This is a genomic window from Ciceribacter sp. L1K23, assembly GCF_018122705.1.
Classification (GTDB): domain Bacteria; phylum Pseudomonadota; class Alphaproteobacteria; order Rhizobiales; family Rhizobiaceae; genus Allorhizobium.
This window is the reverse complement of sequence record NZ_JAGRRC010000001.1, coordinates 647,608-666,401: the sequence shown is the minus strand read 5'-3', so window position 1 is coordinate 666,401 and position 18,794 is coordinate 647,608. Positions and strand designations below refer to the sequence as shown.

The window sequence follows — 18,794 nt, the reverse complement described above, 5'->3', positions numbered from 1 at the left end:
GCCCACTCAAAACAGCGCAAAGTGCGGAAGCAATCCCCTTTTAAAAGCGCGTTCATCCTTCTCGCTTGATTGGAGGTCGCTTTACTTTGGCTTCCAGCATGGCGACGAAGGCGGTTACCTTTGGTGGGCGAAACCGGGCGGCGGGGTAGACCGCGTGAATGCCGCCTGATGGCAGGGACCAGTCGGGCAGGATCCTAACGAGTGTGCCGCGCTGCAGCGGCTCCGCAATGAGATAATCCGGCAGTACCGACAGCCCCCCTCCGGCCAGCGTCGCGGCAAGCACGGCCGGCGTCGTGTTGATTGTCATCGCCGATCGCATGCGGACGGTGCGACGGTCGAAGTCGGTGCGCGAAAAATGCCAGACCAGCGGCTCGCGCAAGGCGCCGTTGGCGATGAACGGCTGCTGGTCGAGGTCCTCGGGGCTATCAACGGAAAGCGTCCGGGCGAAATCCGGTGCGGCAACGAGAAACTGGCGGAATGCGCCGATCCGGCGGGCCTGCTGGCTGGAATCGTCGAGCCAACCGACCCGGATCGACACGTCGATGTGATGGGTGATGAGGTCAACCTTGGCGTCCGACAGGACGAGGTCGACCGTGCAGGCTGGGTAAGTCCGGCAGAACTCCGCGACCAGCGGCGCGACGGTCGATGTTCCGAAGTCGTTCGGAGCAGCTATCCGCAAGGTTCCGATCGGGCTCGCCGTGACCTCGGCGATCTCTCCGAAGGCATCCTCGGCTTCGCGCAGGATGATAACGGACCGAGCGTGCAGCAAACGGCCTGCCTCCGTCGGTTCGACGCGGCGGGTCGTTCGAAGGAGAAGGCTGGTCCGCAAATCCGCCTCCAGCCGGGCCACCTGCTGGCTGACGACCGTCTTGGTGATGCCCAGCCTCTCGGCGGCCCGCGTGAACGAGCCGGCGTCGACGACCGCGACGAAATAGGCGAGCCGATTGAGATTCATCGCTTCCATGTGTGAACCCAAATTGTAAGCCAAAGGCATACAGTGAGTATAATTGGTCGCTATAGTCAGCGCAATCGCGATCGCATATCTGTTGAGCCACACAACAAGGGACAACCGTTATGCAGATTACCTATCTTGTCGATCCTCTTTGCGGCTGGTGCTACGGCGCCGGTCCGGCGTTGGAAAAGCTGGCGGACATCGACGGCGTGACACTCAGTCTGGCACCGACCGGCCTGTTCGCGGGTGAGGCGTCGCGTCCGATGGACCGGCAGTTCGCCGCCTACGCCTGGCAGAATGACCAGCGCATTGCCCGGCTGACGGGCCAGCCTTTTACAGACGCTTATCGCGAGAATGTTCTGGGCGCAGTGGACGGCCTGTTTGACTCCGCGCCGGCAACACTCGGCCTCGTCGCGGTCGGTCTGACGGAGCCGGCACGCGAGCTTGAAGCTCTGAAGGCGCTGCAGCGTGTCCGTTATCAGGATGGTCGCGACAATTCTGACCTCGCTGTGGTTGTCGAAACCCTCGATGCAGCCGGCTTCGCCGAAGCCGCCCGGCGCGTTCGCAACCCGGACGAGGGTTTGCTTGGCGCTTATCGTGACCGGATTTCCGCGGCGCGCGCCGAGATGGCCCGCTTCGGCGTCCAAGGCGTTCCTGCCCTCATTGTCGACGACGGCGCGTCTGGCCCGCGGCTCGTCCATACGAGCGTCCTGTTCGGTTCTTTCGATGCGCTGGCCGCCCAGTTGCGCGCTGCCTGAGGCGTCGCTGATCTCTGATCCCAAACTTCAACAGACCCCTGACACATTCCACTTTATGGAGAGCAAAAATGCCTAGCAATACGTCCTCGAAACTGACCTGGAAACATTTCCCCGCCGGCCAGACCGGCTTCTTCCGCGCCCCTGTGCTGCTGGAAGGGCCGACCGAAGCGCTGCTTATCGATGGCGGCTTCACCTATCCGGACGGGCGCGCGCTCGCCGAGGCAATCAAGGCGACGGGCAAGACGCTGACGACCATCTACGTCAGCCAGTCCGACCCGGACTACTATTTCAGCCTGAAACCGGTCCGCGAGGCCTTCCCGAACGCCAGGGTGATCGCCGCCGCCGAAACAGTTGCCGCCATCAACGGCAATGTCGAGAAGAAGCTGGCTGTCTGGGGGCCGCAGCTCAAGGAAAATGGTCCGCAGACGCTCGCCGATATCGTGCTGCCCGAGGCCTTCGACAGTTCCGACCTCACGGTTGACGGTGAAACGGTTGAAATCGTCAGCGCGGAAGGGCTCGCGAACCGGCGCTATCTGCGCGTTCCCTCGCTCAATGCCGTATTCGGTGGCGTGCTGATCTTCTCCGGCGTTCATGTGTGGACGGCCGACACGCAGAGCAAGGAAGCCCGCGCCGCCTGGGTCGCCAACCTTGACAGGATCGCCGACCTGAAGCCATCGGTCGTGGTGCCCGGCCATCTCGAGCCGCAGGCCGCCATCGACCTCTCCGCCGTCGCGCACACGAAGGCCTATCTTCTCGCGTTCGAAGAGGAACTGGGCAAGGCCGCCGACTCTGCCGCGCTGAAGGCAGCGATGGAAGCCCGCTTCCCCGGTCTCGGCATGGGCGTTGCGCTCGACATCGGATCGAAGGTTGCTAACGGCGAGATGAAGTGGGGCTGATATGATCAGCAATGTTGACCTGATCCGTGCGACCTACGAAGGCTCGTCGGAAGAGAACGGCCGAAACCTGATGGCCGTTCTTCATCCCGATGTAGAGTGGACGGAGGCGGAAGGTTTTCCGTATGCCGGCACCTATGTCGGCATCGATGCCTTGATGGCGGGCGTCTTCGCCCGCCTCGGCAGCGAGTGGATAGACTACCGCGCCGACGTCCAAACGTACCTTGCCGATGGTGACCGCGTTGCCGCCTTCGGCGTCTACTCCGGCACCTACAAGGCGACCGGCAAGTCGATGCGTGCGGCCTTTGCGCATCTCTACGATATCGAGGATGGCAAGATCCGGCGCATGACTCAGTATGTCGATAGCGTCATGGTGGCGAAGGCGCTTTCCTGACCTCAACCAACTCCCCCCATCACCGGCAATACCGATACCCACCCCGCCGCTCCATCACATCCAGATGCATGTGGTCCTGGTGCGTGGTGTCGCTGCCGGGGGAGAGGACGGTCGTAAAATACAGGCATGCAAACGCGTTGAAGGCGCGCTGGAAGGCGGAGGCGAGGTCGGAGTCCTCGGGCTTGGCGATCTCCATGGCGACCGAGCCCTTCTCGAAGTCGAGCCCGGCGATGTCGACGGCGTTGCCGCGGGCGTGTTCGGAAATCTTGCCGGTCTCGGCGCTGTTACGCTTGCGGCAGACATAGCCGGAGGCCTGGCGTACGGTTTTCAGCTCGCCCATGTCGGCGAGGCCGAGGCCGGCCGCGGGTTCGACGAAATCGCGGGTCATGCGGGCGAGCTGCAGCACGGTTTCGCAGCGCGCGGTCAGCTCCGGCTCGACCGTCACGTCCGATGACAGCGTCGTCGCTGCGATCGGTTTGTCGATGCCGCAGCCGTCGCCATCGTCGATGCGCGGCAGTTCCTTGAACGTCACCCCCAGCGTCTTCAGTTCGCCGATGCAGGCGCGGTATGCCTCTTCGTCCTCCTTCGCAACCGGCGGCGCCGGGGGCGGTGCGGGCGGCTTCGGCGGCCCCTGCATCTCGGCCGGCGGTTCGCTCCCGGGCTCCTCGTTCGGCTTCTTATCCGCGTCCGTCGCCGGCGTCGCGGCCGCGTCGTCGTCCGCCTCAGTCCCGGCAGGCGCGGTCTCAGGCGCTTCCTCCGGCTTCTCGGTTGGCACGGGCACCTCCGCCGGCGCCGGTGCTTCCGCCTCGACAGGCTCGGCCTCCACGGGCCTGGGCTCCATGGGTTTAGGAAGGGGCACCGGCGGCTCGGCGGGGATGGTGTCGGGAGCGGCCAGCGCGGGAAGGGCGAAAAGGGCTGCGGCCAGCGCAAGACGTTTTAGCAAAGGTCCGGTCTCCGTTTCGGGCCTGCCGACAACGGGCGAGGGTGGGGTTTGGTTTCAGCGGGGTATCGTCGGGCTGCCGCCCCTCATCCGCCTGCCGGCACCTTCTCCCCGTTTTGACGGGGAGAAGGGAGATGGAGCGCCGGGGGTGCCACGGGTCCCTTCTCCCCGATCGCGGGGAGAAGGTGGCGGCAGCCGGATGAGGGGCAAACCTCCGGGCAAACCCGCAGACGGTGACGCGGAACGCCGCCGCACGGATTGTTCCCACCCTCCCGCGCAAGACATCTTGCGCCCAAACCCGCTTGCGGTTATGACTTCCGCCATGACGACGTTTTTGAACATTGGCAACTGGTGGTGGGCTCGCTGACGCGGCCTTGACCAGTCATGTCCATGAAAACGTGACCCAAAGCCGCCCGGAGACTTCCTGAGGCGGCTTTTTTGTATTCAGGCGCCAGGGAAACCAGGCCCTGAACATGGAGACGGAACGAGCATGGCCACGATCATAGCGGACGACGGTTCGGAGACCTACGAGACCCGCGGCGGCATCAAGGTGACGCGGGCGCGGCGTCCGACCACCTATGCCGACGCGATCTCCACCTATGTCGACAAGCTCGACGAGCGGCGCGGTGCGGTGTTTTCCTCCAACTACGAATATCCGGGCCGCTACACCCGCTGGGATACCGCGATCGTCGATCCGCCGCTCGGTCTTTCCTCCTTCGGTCGCAAGGTCTGGATCGAGGCCTATAACGGGCGCGGCGAGGTGCTGCTCTCGTTCATCGCGGAAAAGCTCAAGACCGTCGCCGACCTGACGATCGGCGCGTCGTCCGCCACCCGCCTCGATTTGACCGTCAACGAGCCGGACCGGGTGTTCACCGAGGAAGAGCGCTCAAAGATGCCGACGGTGTTCACGGTGCTGCGCGCGATCACCGATCTCTTCTATTCGGAGGCCGACAGCGCCATCGGCCTGTTCGGCGCCTTCGGCTATGATCTCGCCTTCCAGTTCGACGCGATCAAGCTGTCGCTGGTGCGCCCGGAAGACCAGCGCGACATGGTGCTGTTCCTGCCCGACGAGATCCTCGTCGTCGACCACTATTCGGCCAAGGCCTGGATCGACCGCTACGATTTCGAGAAGGACGGCGTGACGACCGACGGAAAATCGGAAGAGATCGCGCCGGAGCCGTTTACGCACACCGACACGATCCCGCCGCGCGGCGATCATCGTCCGGGCGAATATGCCGAGCTGGTCGTCAAAGCCAAGGAGAGCTTCCGCCGGGGGGACCTGTTCGAGGTCGTGCCGGGGCAGAAGTTCATGGAGCGCTGTGAATCGAAGCCTTCGCAGATTTCGAAGCGGCTCAAGGAAATCAATCCGTCGCCCTATTCCTTCTTCATCAATCTCGGCCATCAGGAATATCTCGTCGGCGCCTCGCCGGAAATGTTCGTCCGGGTCAACGGCCGGCGCATCGAGACCTGCCCGATCTCGGGCACGATCAAACGCGGCGACGATCCGATCGCCGACTCGGAACAGATCCTGAAGCTGCTCAATTCCAAGAAGGACGAGAGCGAGCTCACCATGTGCTCGGACGTCGACCGCAACGACAAGAGCCGCGTCTGCGAGCCGGGCTCGGTCAAGGTCATCGGCCGACGCCAGATCGAGATGTATTCGCGCCTGATCCACACCGTCGACCACATCGAAGGGCGCCTGCGCGACGACATGGACGCCTTCGACGGCTTCCTGTCCCACGCCTGGGCCGTGACGGTGACCGGCGCGCCAAAACTCTGGGCCATGCGCTTCATCGAGCAGCACGAAAAGAGCCCGCGCGCCTGGTATGGCGGGGCGATCGGCATGGTCGGCTTCAATGGCGACATGAACACCGGCCTGACGCTCCGCACCGTGCGCATCAAGGACGGCATCGCCGAGGTGCGGGCCGGTGCGACGCTTCTGAACGACAGCATTCCGGAAGAGGAAGAGGCCGAAACCGAACTGAAGGCATCCGCCATGATCGCAGCCATAAGAGACGCGAAGACCGGCAATGACGGCAAGGCCAAGCGCGGCGTCGCCAAGGTGGGCCAAGGCGTCAACATCCTGCTCGTCGACCACGAGGACTCGTTCGTCCACACGCTCGCCAACTATTTCCGCCAGACGGGGGCGACGGTGAACACCGTGCGCACGCCGGTGCCGGAAGAAGTGTTCGAGCGGCTGAACCCGGATCTCGTGGTCCTGTCGCCCGGCCCCGGCTCGCCGTCCGATTTCGACTGCAAGGCGACGATCAAGAAGGCCCGAGCCCGGCAGCTGCCGATCTTCGGCGTCTGCCTCGGCCTGCAGGCGCTCGCGGAAGCCTATGGCGGGGAACTGCGCCAGCTCGCGATCCCCATGCACGGCAAGCCGTCCCGCATCCGCGTGCTGGAGCCCGGCATCGTCTTCTCGGGGCTTTCAAAGGAAGTCACCGTCGGCCGCTACCACTCGATCTTCGCCGACCCCGCCACCCTGCACCGTGATTTCACGATCACGGCGGAAAGCGAGGACGGCACGATCATGGGCATCGAGCACACCAAGGAGCCGGTCGCGGCGGTGCAGTTCCACCCGGAATCGATCATGACGCTCGGCCAGGATGCCGGCATGCGGATGATCGAGAACGTGGTGGCGCATCTCGCCAAGCGGGCGAAGGTGAAGGCGGCTTGAGTCGCCATTCACGCCAGCATTCAGGAGGGCGGCTTTGTTGCCGCCCTTTTTAATGGCCCGTTTTACGCCGCGTGTGGTTGGATCGCTGAAAGATCGTCCTTGATCTCGCGCCGCCTCTGCATCAGGTCATAGTCCGCCTGCAGGCCGAGGAAGAACCCTTCCGACATCCCGAAATATCGCGCCAGGCGCAGATCCGTGTCGGCCGTCATCGACCGCTTGCCCAGCACGATCTCGTTGATCCGTCGCGGCGGCACATGAACGGCGCGGGCAAGCGCGTTCTGGCTCAGCCCCATCGGCTTCAGAAAATCCTCCAGCAGGATGTCGCCGGGGTGGGGGTTCGGCAGCATTTCAGTCATGGTAGTCGACGATCCCGACATCGCTCGGTCCTCCGTCTTTCCATTTAAAACATATCCGCCACTGGTCGTTGATGCGGATGCTGTATTGTCCGGAGCGCTCCCCTTTGAGTGCCTCCAGCCGGTTTCCCGGTGGAACACGCAAATCCTGGAGGCCGCGCGCATTGTTGATGAGACGCAGCTTGCGCAGCGCGACCGCCTCGATATCCGGCGGAAGTCGTCGACTCCTCTCGCCAGTCCAGATGCGCTCCGTTTCTGGATCGGCGAAGCTCCGGATCATGCGATAGTATAACGCGACGCGTTATGAATGGCAATCTGACTCATCCTCCTATGCCGATCCAAAGGGCAGGTGGTGAGGACTTATTCCGAGGATGGAACCAGAACTGCGCCCAAGTCTTTCTCCGTATTCCCGTCAAAGGAGGCTGACGATGACGGCCGCGCAAATCCTGCTTTTTCTCCCCGCTGCCATGATTGTCGCCGCCTCGCCCGGCGCAAACAATCTTCTGTCGTTCGCGAATGGCAGCCGTCACGGCTTCGGCCCGTCGGTGATCGCCTTGCTCGGACGTGGCCTTGCGTTCGCGACCATGATCGCTCTGGTCGTCGTCGGTCTCGGCGCCCTGCTGCAAGCCTCGGAACTCGCTTTCCAGATTGTGAAGTGGGCGGGTGTGGCTTATCTCGCCTATCTCGGGTTCAAGATGATCGTCCACGCTGACCCGCCGCCCGTCGAGGCGAGCGTGGAGACCCGCAGCGCCTACGCGTTGGCGCGGCGGGAGTTTCTTGTCGCCATGACCAATCCCAAGGCGGTTCTGCTCTTTACCGCGTTCGTTCCCCAGTTCGTCAGCCCGGGCGGTGGCGGCTCCGTCACGACACAGCTTGTGGTGCTGGGCGCGATTTATATCGCCGTGGAGTTTTTCGCCGCGATAGGATGGATTCTGGCCGGCAGCGCCATTCACGCTCTGCGACCTTCAGCGCGCCGGATGCTTCTGGTTAACCGGACAACGGGTGCGTTCATGCTCGGCGCGGCCGGAATGCTGGCGTTTACAAGGCGAGCCTAGCGCTACCCGCATTTACGTCGTCCTCGGCCAGCCTCAACTATCCAGCCCGATCGCCTTTTCGAAGGCTTCCCAGGTCTCGTCCATCGCATAGGCGCCGAGGAAGGGCAGGTTCAGGTGGCCGAAGAGGGGGGTGAGCTGCAGTTCGGCGGTTTCCTCGTCGACGCCGGCGATCTGCTGCAGGTAGAGGACGGAGGCAAATCCGGTGCGGTCGGCGCCGCCCTGGCAGTGGACGAGAATGGGGCCCTTGGCATCGCGCATCAGGGCGACGAGTCTGAAGCTTTCTTCCGTCGTCAGTTCGCGTTTCGCCGACATGCGGAAATTGAGATAGACCGCGCCGCGATCCTCTACCGCCTTCATCTCGTCGCGATACCACTGGTCCTGCGGATTTTCGCCGCGCAGGTTGATGACGGTGGCAATGCCGTAGCGGTCGATATAGCCCGCCAGCGCCTCGGGGGAGAGTTGCGCCGACCGGTAGAACTTGCCCGGCAGAACCTCATGGAAATTGCCGCTGAACTGCAGATAGCCGAGCCAGGCGCCCAGACCGAGCACCACGACAAGCGTTCCGAGTCCCGCGCGCTTCAGCAGTCTTTTCCATCTCATATTGGGGTCCCCAGCGTCTGCTGGCCGATGCGGCCGCCGAAATTCGCGATGAAAGCGCATATTATGGTTTTTATATGTACGAAAACGTTATCGATCCACTGATAAAGTCGCACCCATCCGGAGCCGGCATTGACGCTGCCGGGGACTTGTCCTATTGGGCGGCAACTCTCTGAAACCGCCCGCCACCCGTGGGCGGTTTCGTCGTTTCTGGAATTGCTTCTGCAATTCGCTTGCAACAGCAAAGGGGCCGGTTATGGCGACCCAGACTGATACTCTCGTCCAGCGTCTCGCCTTCTGGGGCATTCCGCTGTCCTTCGGCGTCATGGGGCTGAAGCTCGTCGCGTGGTGGGTGACGGGATCGGTGGCGCTGCTCTCGGACGGGCTGGAATCGACGGTCAACGTCGTTGCCGCCTTCATCGCCTATTTCGTGATCCGCTATGCGCAGAAGCCCGCCGACCGCGACCACCCCTATGGTCACCACAAGGCGGAATATCTCTCGGCGGTTCTGGAAGGCGTTCTGATCGTGGTGGCGGCGCTGCTGATCATCCGGGAGGCCGGTGCGGCGCTCAGGTCTCCTGAAATGCTGGATGCACCCGTTCTCGGTCTGGCGATCAACGCGGCCGCCGCCGTCATCAATCTCGTCTGGGCACGGCTTCTGATCAGGGTCGGCAAGAGCCATCGCTCGCCGGCGCTGTCGGCCGACGGCCATCACATCATGTCCGACGTCGTGACATCGGCCGGCGTTCTAGTCGGCCTAGGTCTCGTCATTGCGACCGGCTATGCGATCCTCGATCCGATTCTTGCCATCGTGGTTGCGTGCAACATCATCTGGCAGGGCTGGAAGGTGATTTCGCATTCGGTCGACGGCCTGATGGACAAGGCCGTGGAGCCGGAGGAGGAAGAGGCGATCCGCCAGGCGATCAAGGCGAACTCCGAGGGGTCTCTCGGCGTGCACTATCTGCGGTCGCGGCGCGCCGGTGCCGCCACCTTCGTCGCCTTCGATCTCGTCGTTCCCGCGCGCATGTCGGTCGGCGACGCGCATGTCATCTGCGACCGGCTGGAACTTGCCGTGCACAATGCCGTGCCTGGCACGCGGGTCACCATCCATGTCGAACCCGAAAACGAGATGGCGCACGGCGCCGACGTCGAACTCGGACACTGAACGAAGAGGATTTTCGCAATGAGCAAGACCGATGTGTCCGGGCTGACCCAGCTCGGCCAGAGCGTGGAAGCGCCCGTCAGTCCGGAAACGGCCGTCATGGAACGCGTGCCGAACGGCAATGCCGGCACCGATTATGTCGTGCGCTTCACCGCGCCGGAGTTCACCTCGCTCTGCCCGATGACCGGCCAGCCGGATTTCGCCCATATCGTCATTGATTACATCCCCGGCGACTGGCTGGTGGAATCGAAGTCGCTGAAGCTCTTCCTGTTCTCCTTCCGCAATCACGGCGCCTTCCACGAGGATTGCTCGATCTATATCGCCAAGCGGATTGTCGAGCTTCTCGATCCGAAGTGGCTCAGGATCGGCGCCTACTGGTATCCCCGCGGCGGAATCCCCATCGATGTGTTCTGGCAGACGGGCGAGGCGCCACAGGGTGTCTGGCTGCCGGAGCAGGGCGTTGCGACCTATCGCGGTCGCGGCTAACGCTCTGGATGAAGTTTAGCGATCGCGAAGCTAGGAGTCTTTTCAAGGCTCTATGGTGCGCTGCACACAAAGTGATTCAATGGGTGCGGTATCTCGGCCTCGCGCCGCTATGGATGGCTGCCGCTAAAGCGTCTGCGCCGCGCTGATCGAGGACACGAAGCGCTGGGTGCGCTCGCGCCTGGGTGACTGGAAGATCGCCTCGGCGCTACCGGTCTCCACCACTTCTCCGGCTTCCAGGAACACCACGTTGTTGGCGATCTTCGAGGCGAGCCGGAGATCGTGCGTTGCCATCACCATGGTCGTGCCTTCGCTCGCCAGCGTGCCCAGCACGTCCACGACTTCGCCGGCGAGTTCCGGATCGAGTGCCGAGGTCGGCTCGTCGCAGAGCAGGACCTTGGGCGATGGGGCGAGAGCCCGGGCGATCGCAACGCGCTGTTGCTGGCCGCCGGAGAGGTTGGCCGGCCAGGCGTCGGCCTTGTGCGCCATGCCGACCTTGGTCAAGAGTTCCATGGCGCGGGCATGGGCCTTGTCCTTCGACCATTTCTGCACGGTGAGCAGTCCTTCCACGACGTTCTCGATCGCGGTGCGATGCGGGAAGAGCTGGAAGTTCTGGAACACCATGCCGGTCTCGCAGCGGATTTTCTGGATATCGGCGAAGGGGACCTTGCGGCCGGAGGCGAAGTCGACGCGATTTTCCCCTACCTGCACGCTGCCCTTGCTCGGCAGTTCGAGCAGGTTGATGGTTCGAAGCAGCGTGCTTTTGCCGCCGCCGGAGGGGCCGACCAGCGCGGTTACGCTGCCTTCCGGGAAGGACAGCGAGATGTCCTTGAGGATGACAGCCTCGCCGAAGCGCTTTTCGATATGGGATAGCTCGATCATCGGTTTGCCTGCAGCATGCCGCCATAGCGGGCGAAGCGCGTTTCGAGCCTGGACTGCAGCGCCGACAGGACGGAGCTCATCGCGAGATAGATAAAGGCCGCCTCGATGTAGAGGATCAGTGGCTCGTAGGTCGTCGCAACGATGCGCTGGGCGGACTGGAAGAGTTCCGGCACGGTGATCGCGGCGGCGAGCGACGTGTCCTTAACCAGCGAGATGAAGGTATTCGACAGCGGCGGCACCGCAACGCGGCCGGCCTGCGGCAGGATCGTTCGCCTCATGGCCTGCCGCCAGGTCATGCCGGTCGAATAGGCGGCCTCCCACTGTCCCTTGGGCACCGAGGAAATCGCCGCGCGGATGATCTCCGAGGAATAGGCGCCGACATTGAGCGTGAAGCCGATGACGGCGGCGGGAAAGGCATCGAGCAGGATGCCGATGCTCGGCAGGCCGTAGAAAATGACGAAAAGCTGCACGAGCAGCGGCGTGCCCCTGAAGATCCAAACATAGAAGCGGGCCAGCAGTTCCAGCGGCTTCGGTGCAAAGAGCCGCGTCACCGCCGTCACCAGACCGAGCGACAGTCCCAGCACGAAGGAGATCAGCGTCAGCGGAATCGTGAATTTCAGCCCGGCCCACAAAAGCGTCGGAAGCGAGTCGAGCATCAGTTGCAGCCAGTGCGGCACGGCGGTGGTCCTCGTGGATGGTCAGGAGTAGATAGCCCTCCCGGCCTTTCGAGGGAAGGTGGCAGGTGCGGCAAACCCTTTCTCCCCACCTATGGCGAGAAAGGGTGCTCACATCTTACTTGGAGACGTCGGCGCCGAAATACTTCTGCGAGATCGCCTCGTAGGTGCCGTCGGCCTTGATGGCGGCCAGCGCCTCGTTGATCGCGGCGACCAGATCGGCATCGCCCTTGCGGACGATGATGCCCGAATAGTCGGCGTCGGCTTTCTCGGCCACAACCTTTACCGGCGCGTCCGGCTTCTGCTTCTTGAAGTCGAGGAAGGAGAGGCTGTCGTTGATCGTCGCATCGGCGCGGCCGGTCAGGACGAGCTGGATCGACTGGTCGAAGCCGTCGGTGCCGACGAGTTCAGCGCCGGCCTCCTCGGCCAGCTTGCCGAAGTTGCTGGTCAGCGACTGGGCGGACTTCTTGCCATTGAGGTCTTCGAAGCCCTTGATGTCTTCGTTGTCCTGCTCGACGATCAGTACGGCCTTCGAGGCGATGTAGGGATCGGAGAAGTCGTACTTCTGCTTGCGCGCCTCGGTGATGCCGACCTGGTTGATCACGGCGTCATAGCGGTTGGCGTCGAGACCGGCGATCAGGCCGTCCCACTTGCCTTCGACGAACTCGGCTTTCACGCCAAGCTTTTCGGCGACGGCGCGGCCGATCTCGACGTCGAAGCCGACGAGGTCGTTCGCTGCGTCATGATAGGTGAACGGGGCGTAGGTGCCTTCCGTGCCGATCTTGATGACGCCCGACGACTTGATCTGGTCGAGGTTTTCGCCGGCGAACGCCGGGGTGAGCACAAGTGCCTGCAGGGCAGCCGCTGCGGCGAGGGTCTTGAGCCAGCTCATGGGGTATTCCTTTCACACTGCTGTTCGATGGCCCGTAGATAGGAGCAGATGGTCGGCTTTGCGTGAGAGGAAAATGCAAACAAATTCAGCAAATGAGAATATTTTGCTCATTTGCGCGCGCGGCCGGATCTCCCGAGGTACCAGGCCACTCAAACAGAAAACCGCCGCGAAGGTTCCCGGTACAGGTCCGGTCCTTGCGGCGGTCGAAGTGTGCGGGCGGTCTTGGCCGCCCGGATCGATGGATCAGCCGAGGATCAGGGCCGCGCCGCCGAGGGCCGTCAGCGCGCCGAGAACGCGGGTGACGACCGGGCCGAGACGCGACAGGCCGAGTCCGGCGGCGACGCCGACGGCATGGAGTGCGGCGGTGGCGATCAGGAAGCCGAGGCCGAACTGCAGCGCGCCGGCGGCACCCAGTTCGCCGCCATGGGCATGGCCGTGGAAAAGGGCGAAGACGCCGACGACGGCAGCGGATACGGCGACTGGCAGGCGCACGGCGGTGGCGACCAGAAGGCCAAGACCGATGACGGAGGCAAGGATCGCCGGTTCGACGAAAGGCAGGCCGACGCCCGCGACAGCAAGCGCGAAGCCGAGCGCCATGGTGCCGACGAAGGCAGCAGGAACGGCGATCAGCGCGCGGCCGCCGATCTGCGAGGCCCAGAGGCCGACGGCGATCATCGCCAGGATATGATCTGCGCCGAACAGCGGGTGGGAGACGCCGGCCATGAACGAGCCGTGCTCTGCCGGATCAAGGTGGGCAAAGGCGGGGGCGGCGGCTGCTGCGAAAAAGGTGGCGGTCAGTGAAATGCGCTTGAACATTGTTGTCCCTCTGTTTGGTCGACATGGCGCCCGGACATCGGTCGCGCCAGCCCCGTCTATAGATCGTCGGAAAGACTAGCGTAAGCCTTCAATCGCTGTAAACGGCAAAAGCTTTCGATCCGCAGAATGCGCTTGGCTGGGTCGCCACGCCTGCGAAAACGCGCCGCGCCGATGGCGCCTTCACGACATCGGCCGGCTTTTTTCTGCGCATGAATGTCAGGCCGACGTCTGGCGCCCGGCGCAGCGCAGGTGGATTTCCTTTGCCAGCCGGTCGGGATCGTAGGGTTTGGAAAACACAAGCGCGTTCGATTCGTCGCTGACGCTGCCGGGGTCGCCGGTCGTGAAGACCACGAGGGCATCGGGCCGCATCGTCCGGCATCGCGCTGCGAGCTCGCGGCCCGACACGCGCGGCAGGTTGACATCCGTGACCAGCGCGTCGACATCCGTGCTCTCCAGCACGGTCAGGGCTTCCTGCCCGTCGGCGGCTTCCATCACCTGGAAACCCGCTTCCTGGAAAGCATCGGCCGTGCTCATGCGGATCAATCCGTCGTCCTCGACCAGCAGCACCGTGAACCGGGCAGGGGCCTCGGCCGTCGGGGGTAGTTCCATCGACGTCGGCTGCGGCTCCCGGTTCGGTTGCTGCAGCGCCTCGGTCGCGGCGGGCCGCGCGGTTGCGGTCCTCTGCGCGGTGTTGGCGAGAACATGGCGGATTTTCCGGGCCAGCGCCTCGCGGGTATAGGGCTTCGACAGCAGTTCGACGCCGGGATCCAGCCTGCCGCCGTGGACGATGGAGTTTTCAGTGTAGCCGGAGGTGAAGAGGACCGCGAGGTTGGGCAGCCGCTCCTTGGCCTTGCGCGCCATCTCAGGGCTTTTCAGCTTGCCGGGCATCACCACGTCGGTGAACAGAAGGTCGATCGGAATGCCGCTTTCGATCACGATCAGCGCGCTTGCGGCATCCACCGCCTGCAGCACACGGTAGCCGAGATCGGCAAGCATCGCCACGACCGTCTCGCGCACCGGCGGATCGTCCTCGACAACGAGCACGGTTTCCGAACCGCCGGTGACCGGGCCGTTATTTGTGATAACGGCCACGTCTTCCGATTCGTGGGCGCGCGGCAGGTAGAGCTTGATGGTCGTTCCGTGGCCGACTTCCGAGTAGATCTTGACGTGTCCGCCCGACTGCTTGACGAAGCCGTAGACCATTGAAAGACCTAGGCCCGAGCCCTTGCCTTCCGCCTTGGTGGAGAAAAACGGCTCGAACACCTTGTCGATGATCTCGGGTGGCATGCCGCAGCCCGTGTCGGTCACCGCCATCATCACATACTGGCCCGGCGTCACGTCATCATGGCTCAGCGAATAGTCGTCATCGAGGCGCGTATTGGCGAGCTCGATCGTCAGCTTGCCCTGGCCGTCCATGGCGTCGCGGGCGTTGATCGCCAGGTTGAGGAGGGCATTCTCGATCTGGTTCGGGTCGATGAAGCTGTTCCAGAGACCGCCGCCGACCACGGTTTCCACCTCGATCGCCTCGCCGATCGCGCGGCGGATCATGTCGTCCATGTCGCGGACGAAGCGGCTGATGTTGACGACCTTCGGTTCGAGCGCCTGCCGCCGCCCAAAGGCGAGCAGCTGGCTGGCAAGCTTGGAGCCGCGCGCCACGCCCGCGAGCGCGTTGGCGATCCGGGCCTCGACCCGCTCGTTTCCTTCGGCATCGCGCGCCAGTAGCTGCAGGTTGCCGGAGACGACCTGCAGGATGTTGTTGAAGTCGTGCGCCACGCCGCCGGTCAGCTTGCCGATGGTTTCCATCTTCTGGGCCTGGGCGAGCTTGGCTTCGGCCTGCCGGCGCTCCTCGATTTCGGCGATGACGCGGGCTTCCAGCGTCTCGTTCAGCTGGCGCAGAGCCTCTTCGGCCGCGCGCTGATGAGTGATGTCGGTGTGGACGCCCACCCATTCGAGGATATCTCCGTCCGGGCCAATGATCGGCAGGGCCCGCACGGCAAAACGGCGCCACTCGCCGTCATGTCGGCAAACCCGGTGTTCGTAGACGAAAATGCTCTTGGTGGCGACCGACCTCTGCCACGCTTCGACGGTCCCCGCGCGATCCTCCGGATGGATTGCGTTTGCCCAGCCGTAGCCGCTGTATTGCTCTTCGGTCTGGCCTGTGAGAGCCATCCAGCCGGCCTGGTCACCCAGCATCCGGCCGTCGGCGCTATTGGTCCAGAGCACGCCGTGTATTGCCTGCATCGCGGCACGGAAGCGGCTATTGCTGGCAGCCAGCTCGGCCTCGCGGTCAGCCCGCTCGCCGATGTCGATGCCGAGGATGTAGACGCCGGGGATCGATCCATCAGGCTCGACGCGCGGAATGTATCGGATTTCCAGGCGCAACGGCTTGCCGCTTCTCACGCCGAGATTGGCCTCGTCGGTAAAGCTTTCTCCTGCCAGTGCCCGGTCGATAGCGGAGCGTCGATTGGCATAGACGGTCTCGCCGATCGTGTCTCGGACGTGACGCCCAATGACGTTTTCGAGATCGACGCCGAACCACTCCGCATAGGTGGCGTTGGCAAAGCGGTAGATATGGTCGCGGTCGACATAGGAAATCAGCATCGGCACCGCATCGGTGACGTGGCGAAGCTCGGCCTCGCTTGCAGCCAGCCGTTTTTCCATCTCCGCCCGGTCGCTGTTGTCGACGACGGTGCACAGCACCCCGCCGACGGAGCCGTCCTCCTCGTAGACCGGGGTGTAGAACAGATCGAAGATGAAAGTCTTCGACACGCCGTTGCGGACGAGAACCAGAGGCTGGTCGCGGTAGGAGCGGAGCTCGCCGCGGAAGCCGGCTTCCAGCATCTCGCGGTTCCAGTCCCAGATCTCCGGCCATATCCCCGGCACGGTGCCGCCAAGCGCGGCCGGATGATTGGCGCCGGCGATATCGATATAAGGATCGTTGTAGATCATCACATGATCGGGACCCCACATCAGCACCTTGGCGACCGGGGAATTGGCGACGTTCGCAACTGTCGTGCGCAGTGTCAGCGACCATGTGTCGGAAGGCCCGAGCGCAGTCTCGCTCCAGTCCTTTTCACGGATAAGCCTGCCGCAGATGCCGCCACCGATCAGCCATTCTCCGGAAGGTCGGCCCGCGCGCTCCTTCATCGCCCGCAGGGCGGCGCTGATGACATCGTCAGCGCCGGAATAACCGCCGGACGCAACGCTCTCGTTTATGAAGGCCTCTAGCTCCGGAGAGAGCACGATGCCAAGCGGCTGACGATCTTCCATTCAAGCCTCGTGGCAGAAGGAATTTCCCCTGTCAACGTATGCGGCATACCAAGCGCGTCAGCCGTCGATTTTTCCGGCGCGTGTGTTGTTTGGGGCCGCCTCTTTACGGTTTCCGCGATGGTTCTGTGCCGCTGTCTCCTGTCTTGGCCGGTGATACCTGCACGGGATCGGCATCACCGGGAAGGAGTGGCGCAAACGCCGGGCAATTGCGGTCAGCCTGCCTTTGCCAGCGCCTCGGCATCCGCGCCGGCGGGAATGCTGAGCGGAGCGGTCGGGTCGGTCACGGCGCGCCAGACGGCCCCGGTTACGTCCTCGATGGTCGTCACCGGACCGGTATCCTCGGCCCAGCCGGCGAAGACGCGCTGGACGAGATCGCCATAGGCCTCTGGGAAAGGATTGCCCTCCGGCAGGCGTGCCCGGGCATTGGCGCCGAAGCTCGTCTCCGGCGCCCGTCCCGGCAGGACCAGATGGGTGCGCACGCCGAAGGGTTCGAGTTCCAGTGCCAGTACTTCGGTAAAGGCGTTCACCGCCGCCTTGCTGGCGGTATAGACCGAGAGCAGGGGCAGCGGCTTCAGCGTCACCGACGAGCTGACGTTGACGATGACGCCCGCCCGCCGCTCGCGAAGCTGCGGCAGCACGGCCTGCGTCATCGCGATCGTGCCGAGCGTATTTGTCTTGAAGAGGTCGCGGGCGATTTCCAGCGGGGTGCCTTCCAGCGCGTTCAGCCAGCCGATACCGGCATTGTTGACCAGCGCGTCGATCGGGCCCGCCGCCGCGACCGCCGAGGCGATGCTGGCCGGATCGGTGACATCGAGCGGCAGGATGGTCAGGCGGTCGGAGGCCGGCAGCACATCGGCGCGGGGCGTGCGCATCGTCGCGACGACCTTCCAGCCATGCCCGAGGAAATGCCGGGCGATATCGGCGCCGAACCCCGAGGAGCAGCCGGTGATCAGGATTGTGTTCATGGGAGACGTCCTTCGTTCGTTTCGATGAACCTATCCTAGACGGGAGATGTCGGACTGTTTATGATCAGAAATCCGCAATGCATTCGAATGAGTCCTGTTTTGACAGATCCGGTGTCCGATATCTTCAACCTGCTGCAGCCCAGCGCGCTGCGCTCTAAGATCGCGAGCGGCGCCGGCGCCTGGCGTGTGCGGCGGCAGGAAAGCGGCGGGCCGTTCTATTGCGTGCTGATGGAAGGCACCGCCCGGCTTGCCGTCGACGGGCGTGCACCCGTCGATCTGAAGGCCGGCGATTTCGTGCTGGTCCCCGCCGCCTTCGGTTTCACGATGTCAAGCACCGGACCGGCCGCCGCCGGCGAGACCGATCCCGACGTGGTGACGCTGCTTCCTGGCGAGACCCGGCACGGCGACCCGGATGCGCCGGCCGATGCCCGCATGCTGATCGGCCATTTCTCCTTCGGCTCTCCGGATGCCGACCTGCTGGTACCGCTCCTGCCCGATGTCGTGCATGTGAGCGGCGACCGGCGGCTGTCGATGATCGTCGAGCTCGTTACCGAAGAGGCGAGGGCGGAGCGACCGGCCCGCGAGGTCGTGCTGGAGCGGCTTCTGGAGGTCATGCTGATCGAGGCGCTGCGCTCCTCGTCCGGCCCCACCGCCGCGCCCGGCCTTCTGCGCGGGCTGTCCGACGCAAGGCTGTCTGAAGCGCTTCGCCTGATGCACGCCGAGCCCGGCCGCAGCTGGACGGTCGCCGCCCTCGCCCGCGAGGCCGCTCTCTCCCGCTCCGCCTTCTTCGACCGCTTCACCCGCGCGGTCGGCGTCACGCCTATGGACTACCTGCTTTCCTGGCGCATGGCGCTCGCCAAGACTTTCCTCACCCGCGGCGAGGGCGCGCTGACAGACATCGCCGAACGCCTCGGCTACAGCTCGGCCAGCGCGTTTTCGGTGGCGTTCACAAGGACCGTGGGCGTGCCGCCGTCGGTGTATGCGCGGAGGATAGAGTGATTGTGCTGTCCTGCGGATAACCGCGGAGC

At 64.0% G+C, this 18,794-nt stretch carries 19 protein-coding genes; 8 read left to right on the top strand and 11 right to left on the bottom strand.

Annotated elements, in window-relative coordinates; all coding sequences use genetic code 11:
* Positions 1-52: 52 nt before the first annotated feature.
* On the bottom strand, positions 53-964 hold the full coding sequence (locus J5J10_RS02980; RefSeq protein ID WP_211928779.1) for a LysR family transcriptional regulator: 912 nt from the start codon (positions 962-964) through the stop codon (positions 53-55).
* Positions 965-1,074: 110 nt separating this feature from the next.
* Between J5J10_RS02980 and J5J10_RS02975 the strand changes: the two genes are divergently transcribed.
* From J5J10_RS02975 to J5J10_RS02965, 3 genes are all read left to right on the top strand, one after another.
* Positions 1,075-1,710, top strand: a complete 636-nt coding sequence (locus J5J10_RS02975) for a DsbA family protein (RefSeq protein WP_211928778.1) — start codon at positions 1,075-1,077, stop codon at positions 1,708-1,710.
* A gap of 68 nt (positions 1,711-1,778) precedes the next feature.
* Positions 1,779-2,606, top strand: a complete 828-nt coding sequence (locus J5J10_RS02970) for an MBL fold metallo-hydrolase (RefSeq protein WP_211928777.1) — start codon at positions 1,779-1,781, stop codon at positions 2,604-2,606.
* A 1-nt stretch (position 2,607) separates the two neighbouring features.
* Positions 2,608-2,997 (top strand): nuclear transport factor 2 family protein, encoded by a 390-nt coding sequence (locus J5J10_RS02965; RefSeq protein WP_211928776.1) that lies wholly within the window; start codon positions 2,608-2,610, stop codon positions 2,995-2,997.
* Positions 2,998-3,016: 19 nt separating this feature from the next.
* Here the strand turns inward: J5J10_RS02965 and J5J10_RS02960 are convergent, their stop codons facing one another.
* Entirely contained in the window at positions 3,017-3,940 is a 924-nt protein-coding gene (locus tag J5J10_RS02960; protein ID WP_211928775.1) for an extensin family protein, read from the bottom strand.
* A 487-nt stretch (positions 3,941-4,427) separates the two neighbouring features.
* Here J5J10_RS02960 and J5J10_RS02955 point away from each other — a divergent pair, with 487 nt between their 5' ends.
* On the top strand, positions 4,428-6,617 hold the full coding sequence (locus tag J5J10_RS02955; RefSeq protein WP_211928774.1) for an anthranilate synthase: 2,190 nt from the start codon (positions 4,428-4,430) through the stop codon (positions 6,615-6,617).
* A gap of 62 nt (positions 6,618-6,679) precedes the next feature.
* On the opposite strand, the gene J5J10_RS02950 is transcribed toward J5J10_RS02955, so the two are convergent.
* Positions 6,680-6,994, bottom strand: a complete 315-nt coding sequence (locus J5J10_RS02950; RefSeq protein WP_211928773.1) for a HigA family addiction module antitoxin — start codon at positions 6,992-6,994, stop codon at positions 6,680-6,682.
* A complete protein-coding gene (locus J5J10_RS02945; RefSeq protein WP_211928772.1) occupies positions 6,966-7,250 on the bottom strand; it encodes a type II toxin-antitoxin system RelE/ParE family toxin in 285 nt (94 codons plus the stop codon). The genes J5J10_RS02950 and J5J10_RS02945 overlap by 29 nt, the downstream gene beginning before the upstream one ends.
* Positions 7,251-7,398: 148 nt before the next feature.
* On the opposite strand from J5J10_RS02945, the gene J5J10_RS02940 reads away from it, so the two are divergent.
* Entirely contained in the window at positions 7,399-8,025 is a 627-nt protein-coding gene (locus J5J10_RS02940; RefSeq protein ID WP_211928771.1) for a LysE family translocator, read from the top strand.
* 33 nt (positions 8,026-8,058) lie between these two features.
* Here the strand turns inward: J5J10_RS02940 and J5J10_RS02935 are convergent, their stop codons facing one another.
* Positions 8,059-8,625, bottom strand: a complete 567-nt coding sequence (locus J5J10_RS02935) for a dual specificity protein phosphatase family protein (protein ID WP_211928770.1) — start codon at positions 8,623-8,625, stop codon at positions 8,059-8,061.
* A 253-nt stretch (positions 8,626-8,878) separates the two neighbouring features.
* On the opposite strand from J5J10_RS02935, the gene J5J10_RS02930 reads away from it, so the two are divergent.
* Together J5J10_RS02930 and queF are read left to right on the top strand one after the other, a co-directional pair.
* The gene (locus J5J10_RS02930) at positions 8,879-9,787 is read left to right on the top strand and encodes a cation diffusion facilitator family transporter (protein ID WP_211928769.1); all 909 of its coding nucleotides are present in this window, start codon (positions 8,879-8,881) and stop codon (positions 9,785-9,787) included.
* Between the two features lie 18 nt (positions 9,788-9,805).
* The gene (queF, locus tag J5J10_RS02925) at positions 9,806-10,270 is read left to right on the top strand and encodes a preQ(1) synthase (protein ID WP_211928768.1); all 465 of its coding nucleotides are present in this window, start codon (positions 9,806-9,808) and stop codon (positions 10,268-10,270) included.
* Positions 10,271-10,393: 123 nt separating this feature from the next.
* Here the strand turns inward: queF and J5J10_RS02920 are convergent, their stop codons facing one another.
* From J5J10_RS02920 to J5J10_RS02895, 6 genes are all read right to left on the bottom strand, one after another.
* Positions 10,394-11,149, bottom strand: coding sequence for an amino acid ABC transporter ATP-binding protein (locus tag J5J10_RS02920; protein ID WP_211928767.1), 756 nt, complete (start codon positions 11,147-11,149; stop codon positions 10,394-10,396).
* On the bottom strand, positions 11,146-11,826 hold the full coding sequence (locus tag J5J10_RS02915; RefSeq protein WP_211928766.1) for an amino acid ABC transporter permease: 681 nt from the start codon (positions 11,824-11,826) through the stop codon (positions 11,146-11,148). The genes J5J10_RS02920 and J5J10_RS02915 overlap by 4 nt, the downstream gene beginning before the upstream one ends.
* A 115-nt stretch (positions 11,827-11,941) precedes the next feature.
* A complete protein-coding gene (locus tag J5J10_RS02910; protein ID WP_211928765.1) occupies positions 11,942-12,715 on the bottom strand; it encodes an amino acid ABC transporter substrate-binding protein in 774 nt (257 codons plus the stop codon).
* Positions 12,716-12,958: 243 nt separating this feature from the next.
* Positions 12,959-13,531, bottom strand: coding sequence for a HupE/UreJ family protein (locus J5J10_RS02905; protein ID WP_211928764.1), 573 nt, complete (start codon positions 13,529-13,531; stop codon positions 12,959-12,961).
* 216 nt (positions 13,532-13,747) lie between these two features.
* Positions 13,748-16,801, bottom strand: coding sequence for a PAS domain-containing protein (locus J5J10_RS02900; RefSeq protein ID WP_211928763.1), 3,054 nt, complete (start codon positions 16,799-16,801; stop codon positions 13,748-13,750).
* A 212-nt stretch (positions 16,802-17,013) separates the two neighbouring features.
* The gene (locus J5J10_RS02895) at positions 17,014-17,766 is read right to left on the bottom strand and encodes an SDR family oxidoreductase (protein ID WP_211928762.1); all 753 of its coding nucleotides are present in this window, start codon (positions 17,764-17,766) and stop codon (positions 17,014-17,016) included.
* Positions 17,767-17,865: 99 nt separating this feature from the next.
* Between J5J10_RS02895 and J5J10_RS02890 the strand changes: the two genes are divergently transcribed.
* Entirely contained in the window at positions 17,866-18,765 is a 900-nt protein-coding gene (locus tag J5J10_RS02890) for an AraC family transcriptional regulator (protein ID WP_211928761.1), read from the top strand.
* Positions 18,766-18,794: the final 29 nt, after the last annotated feature.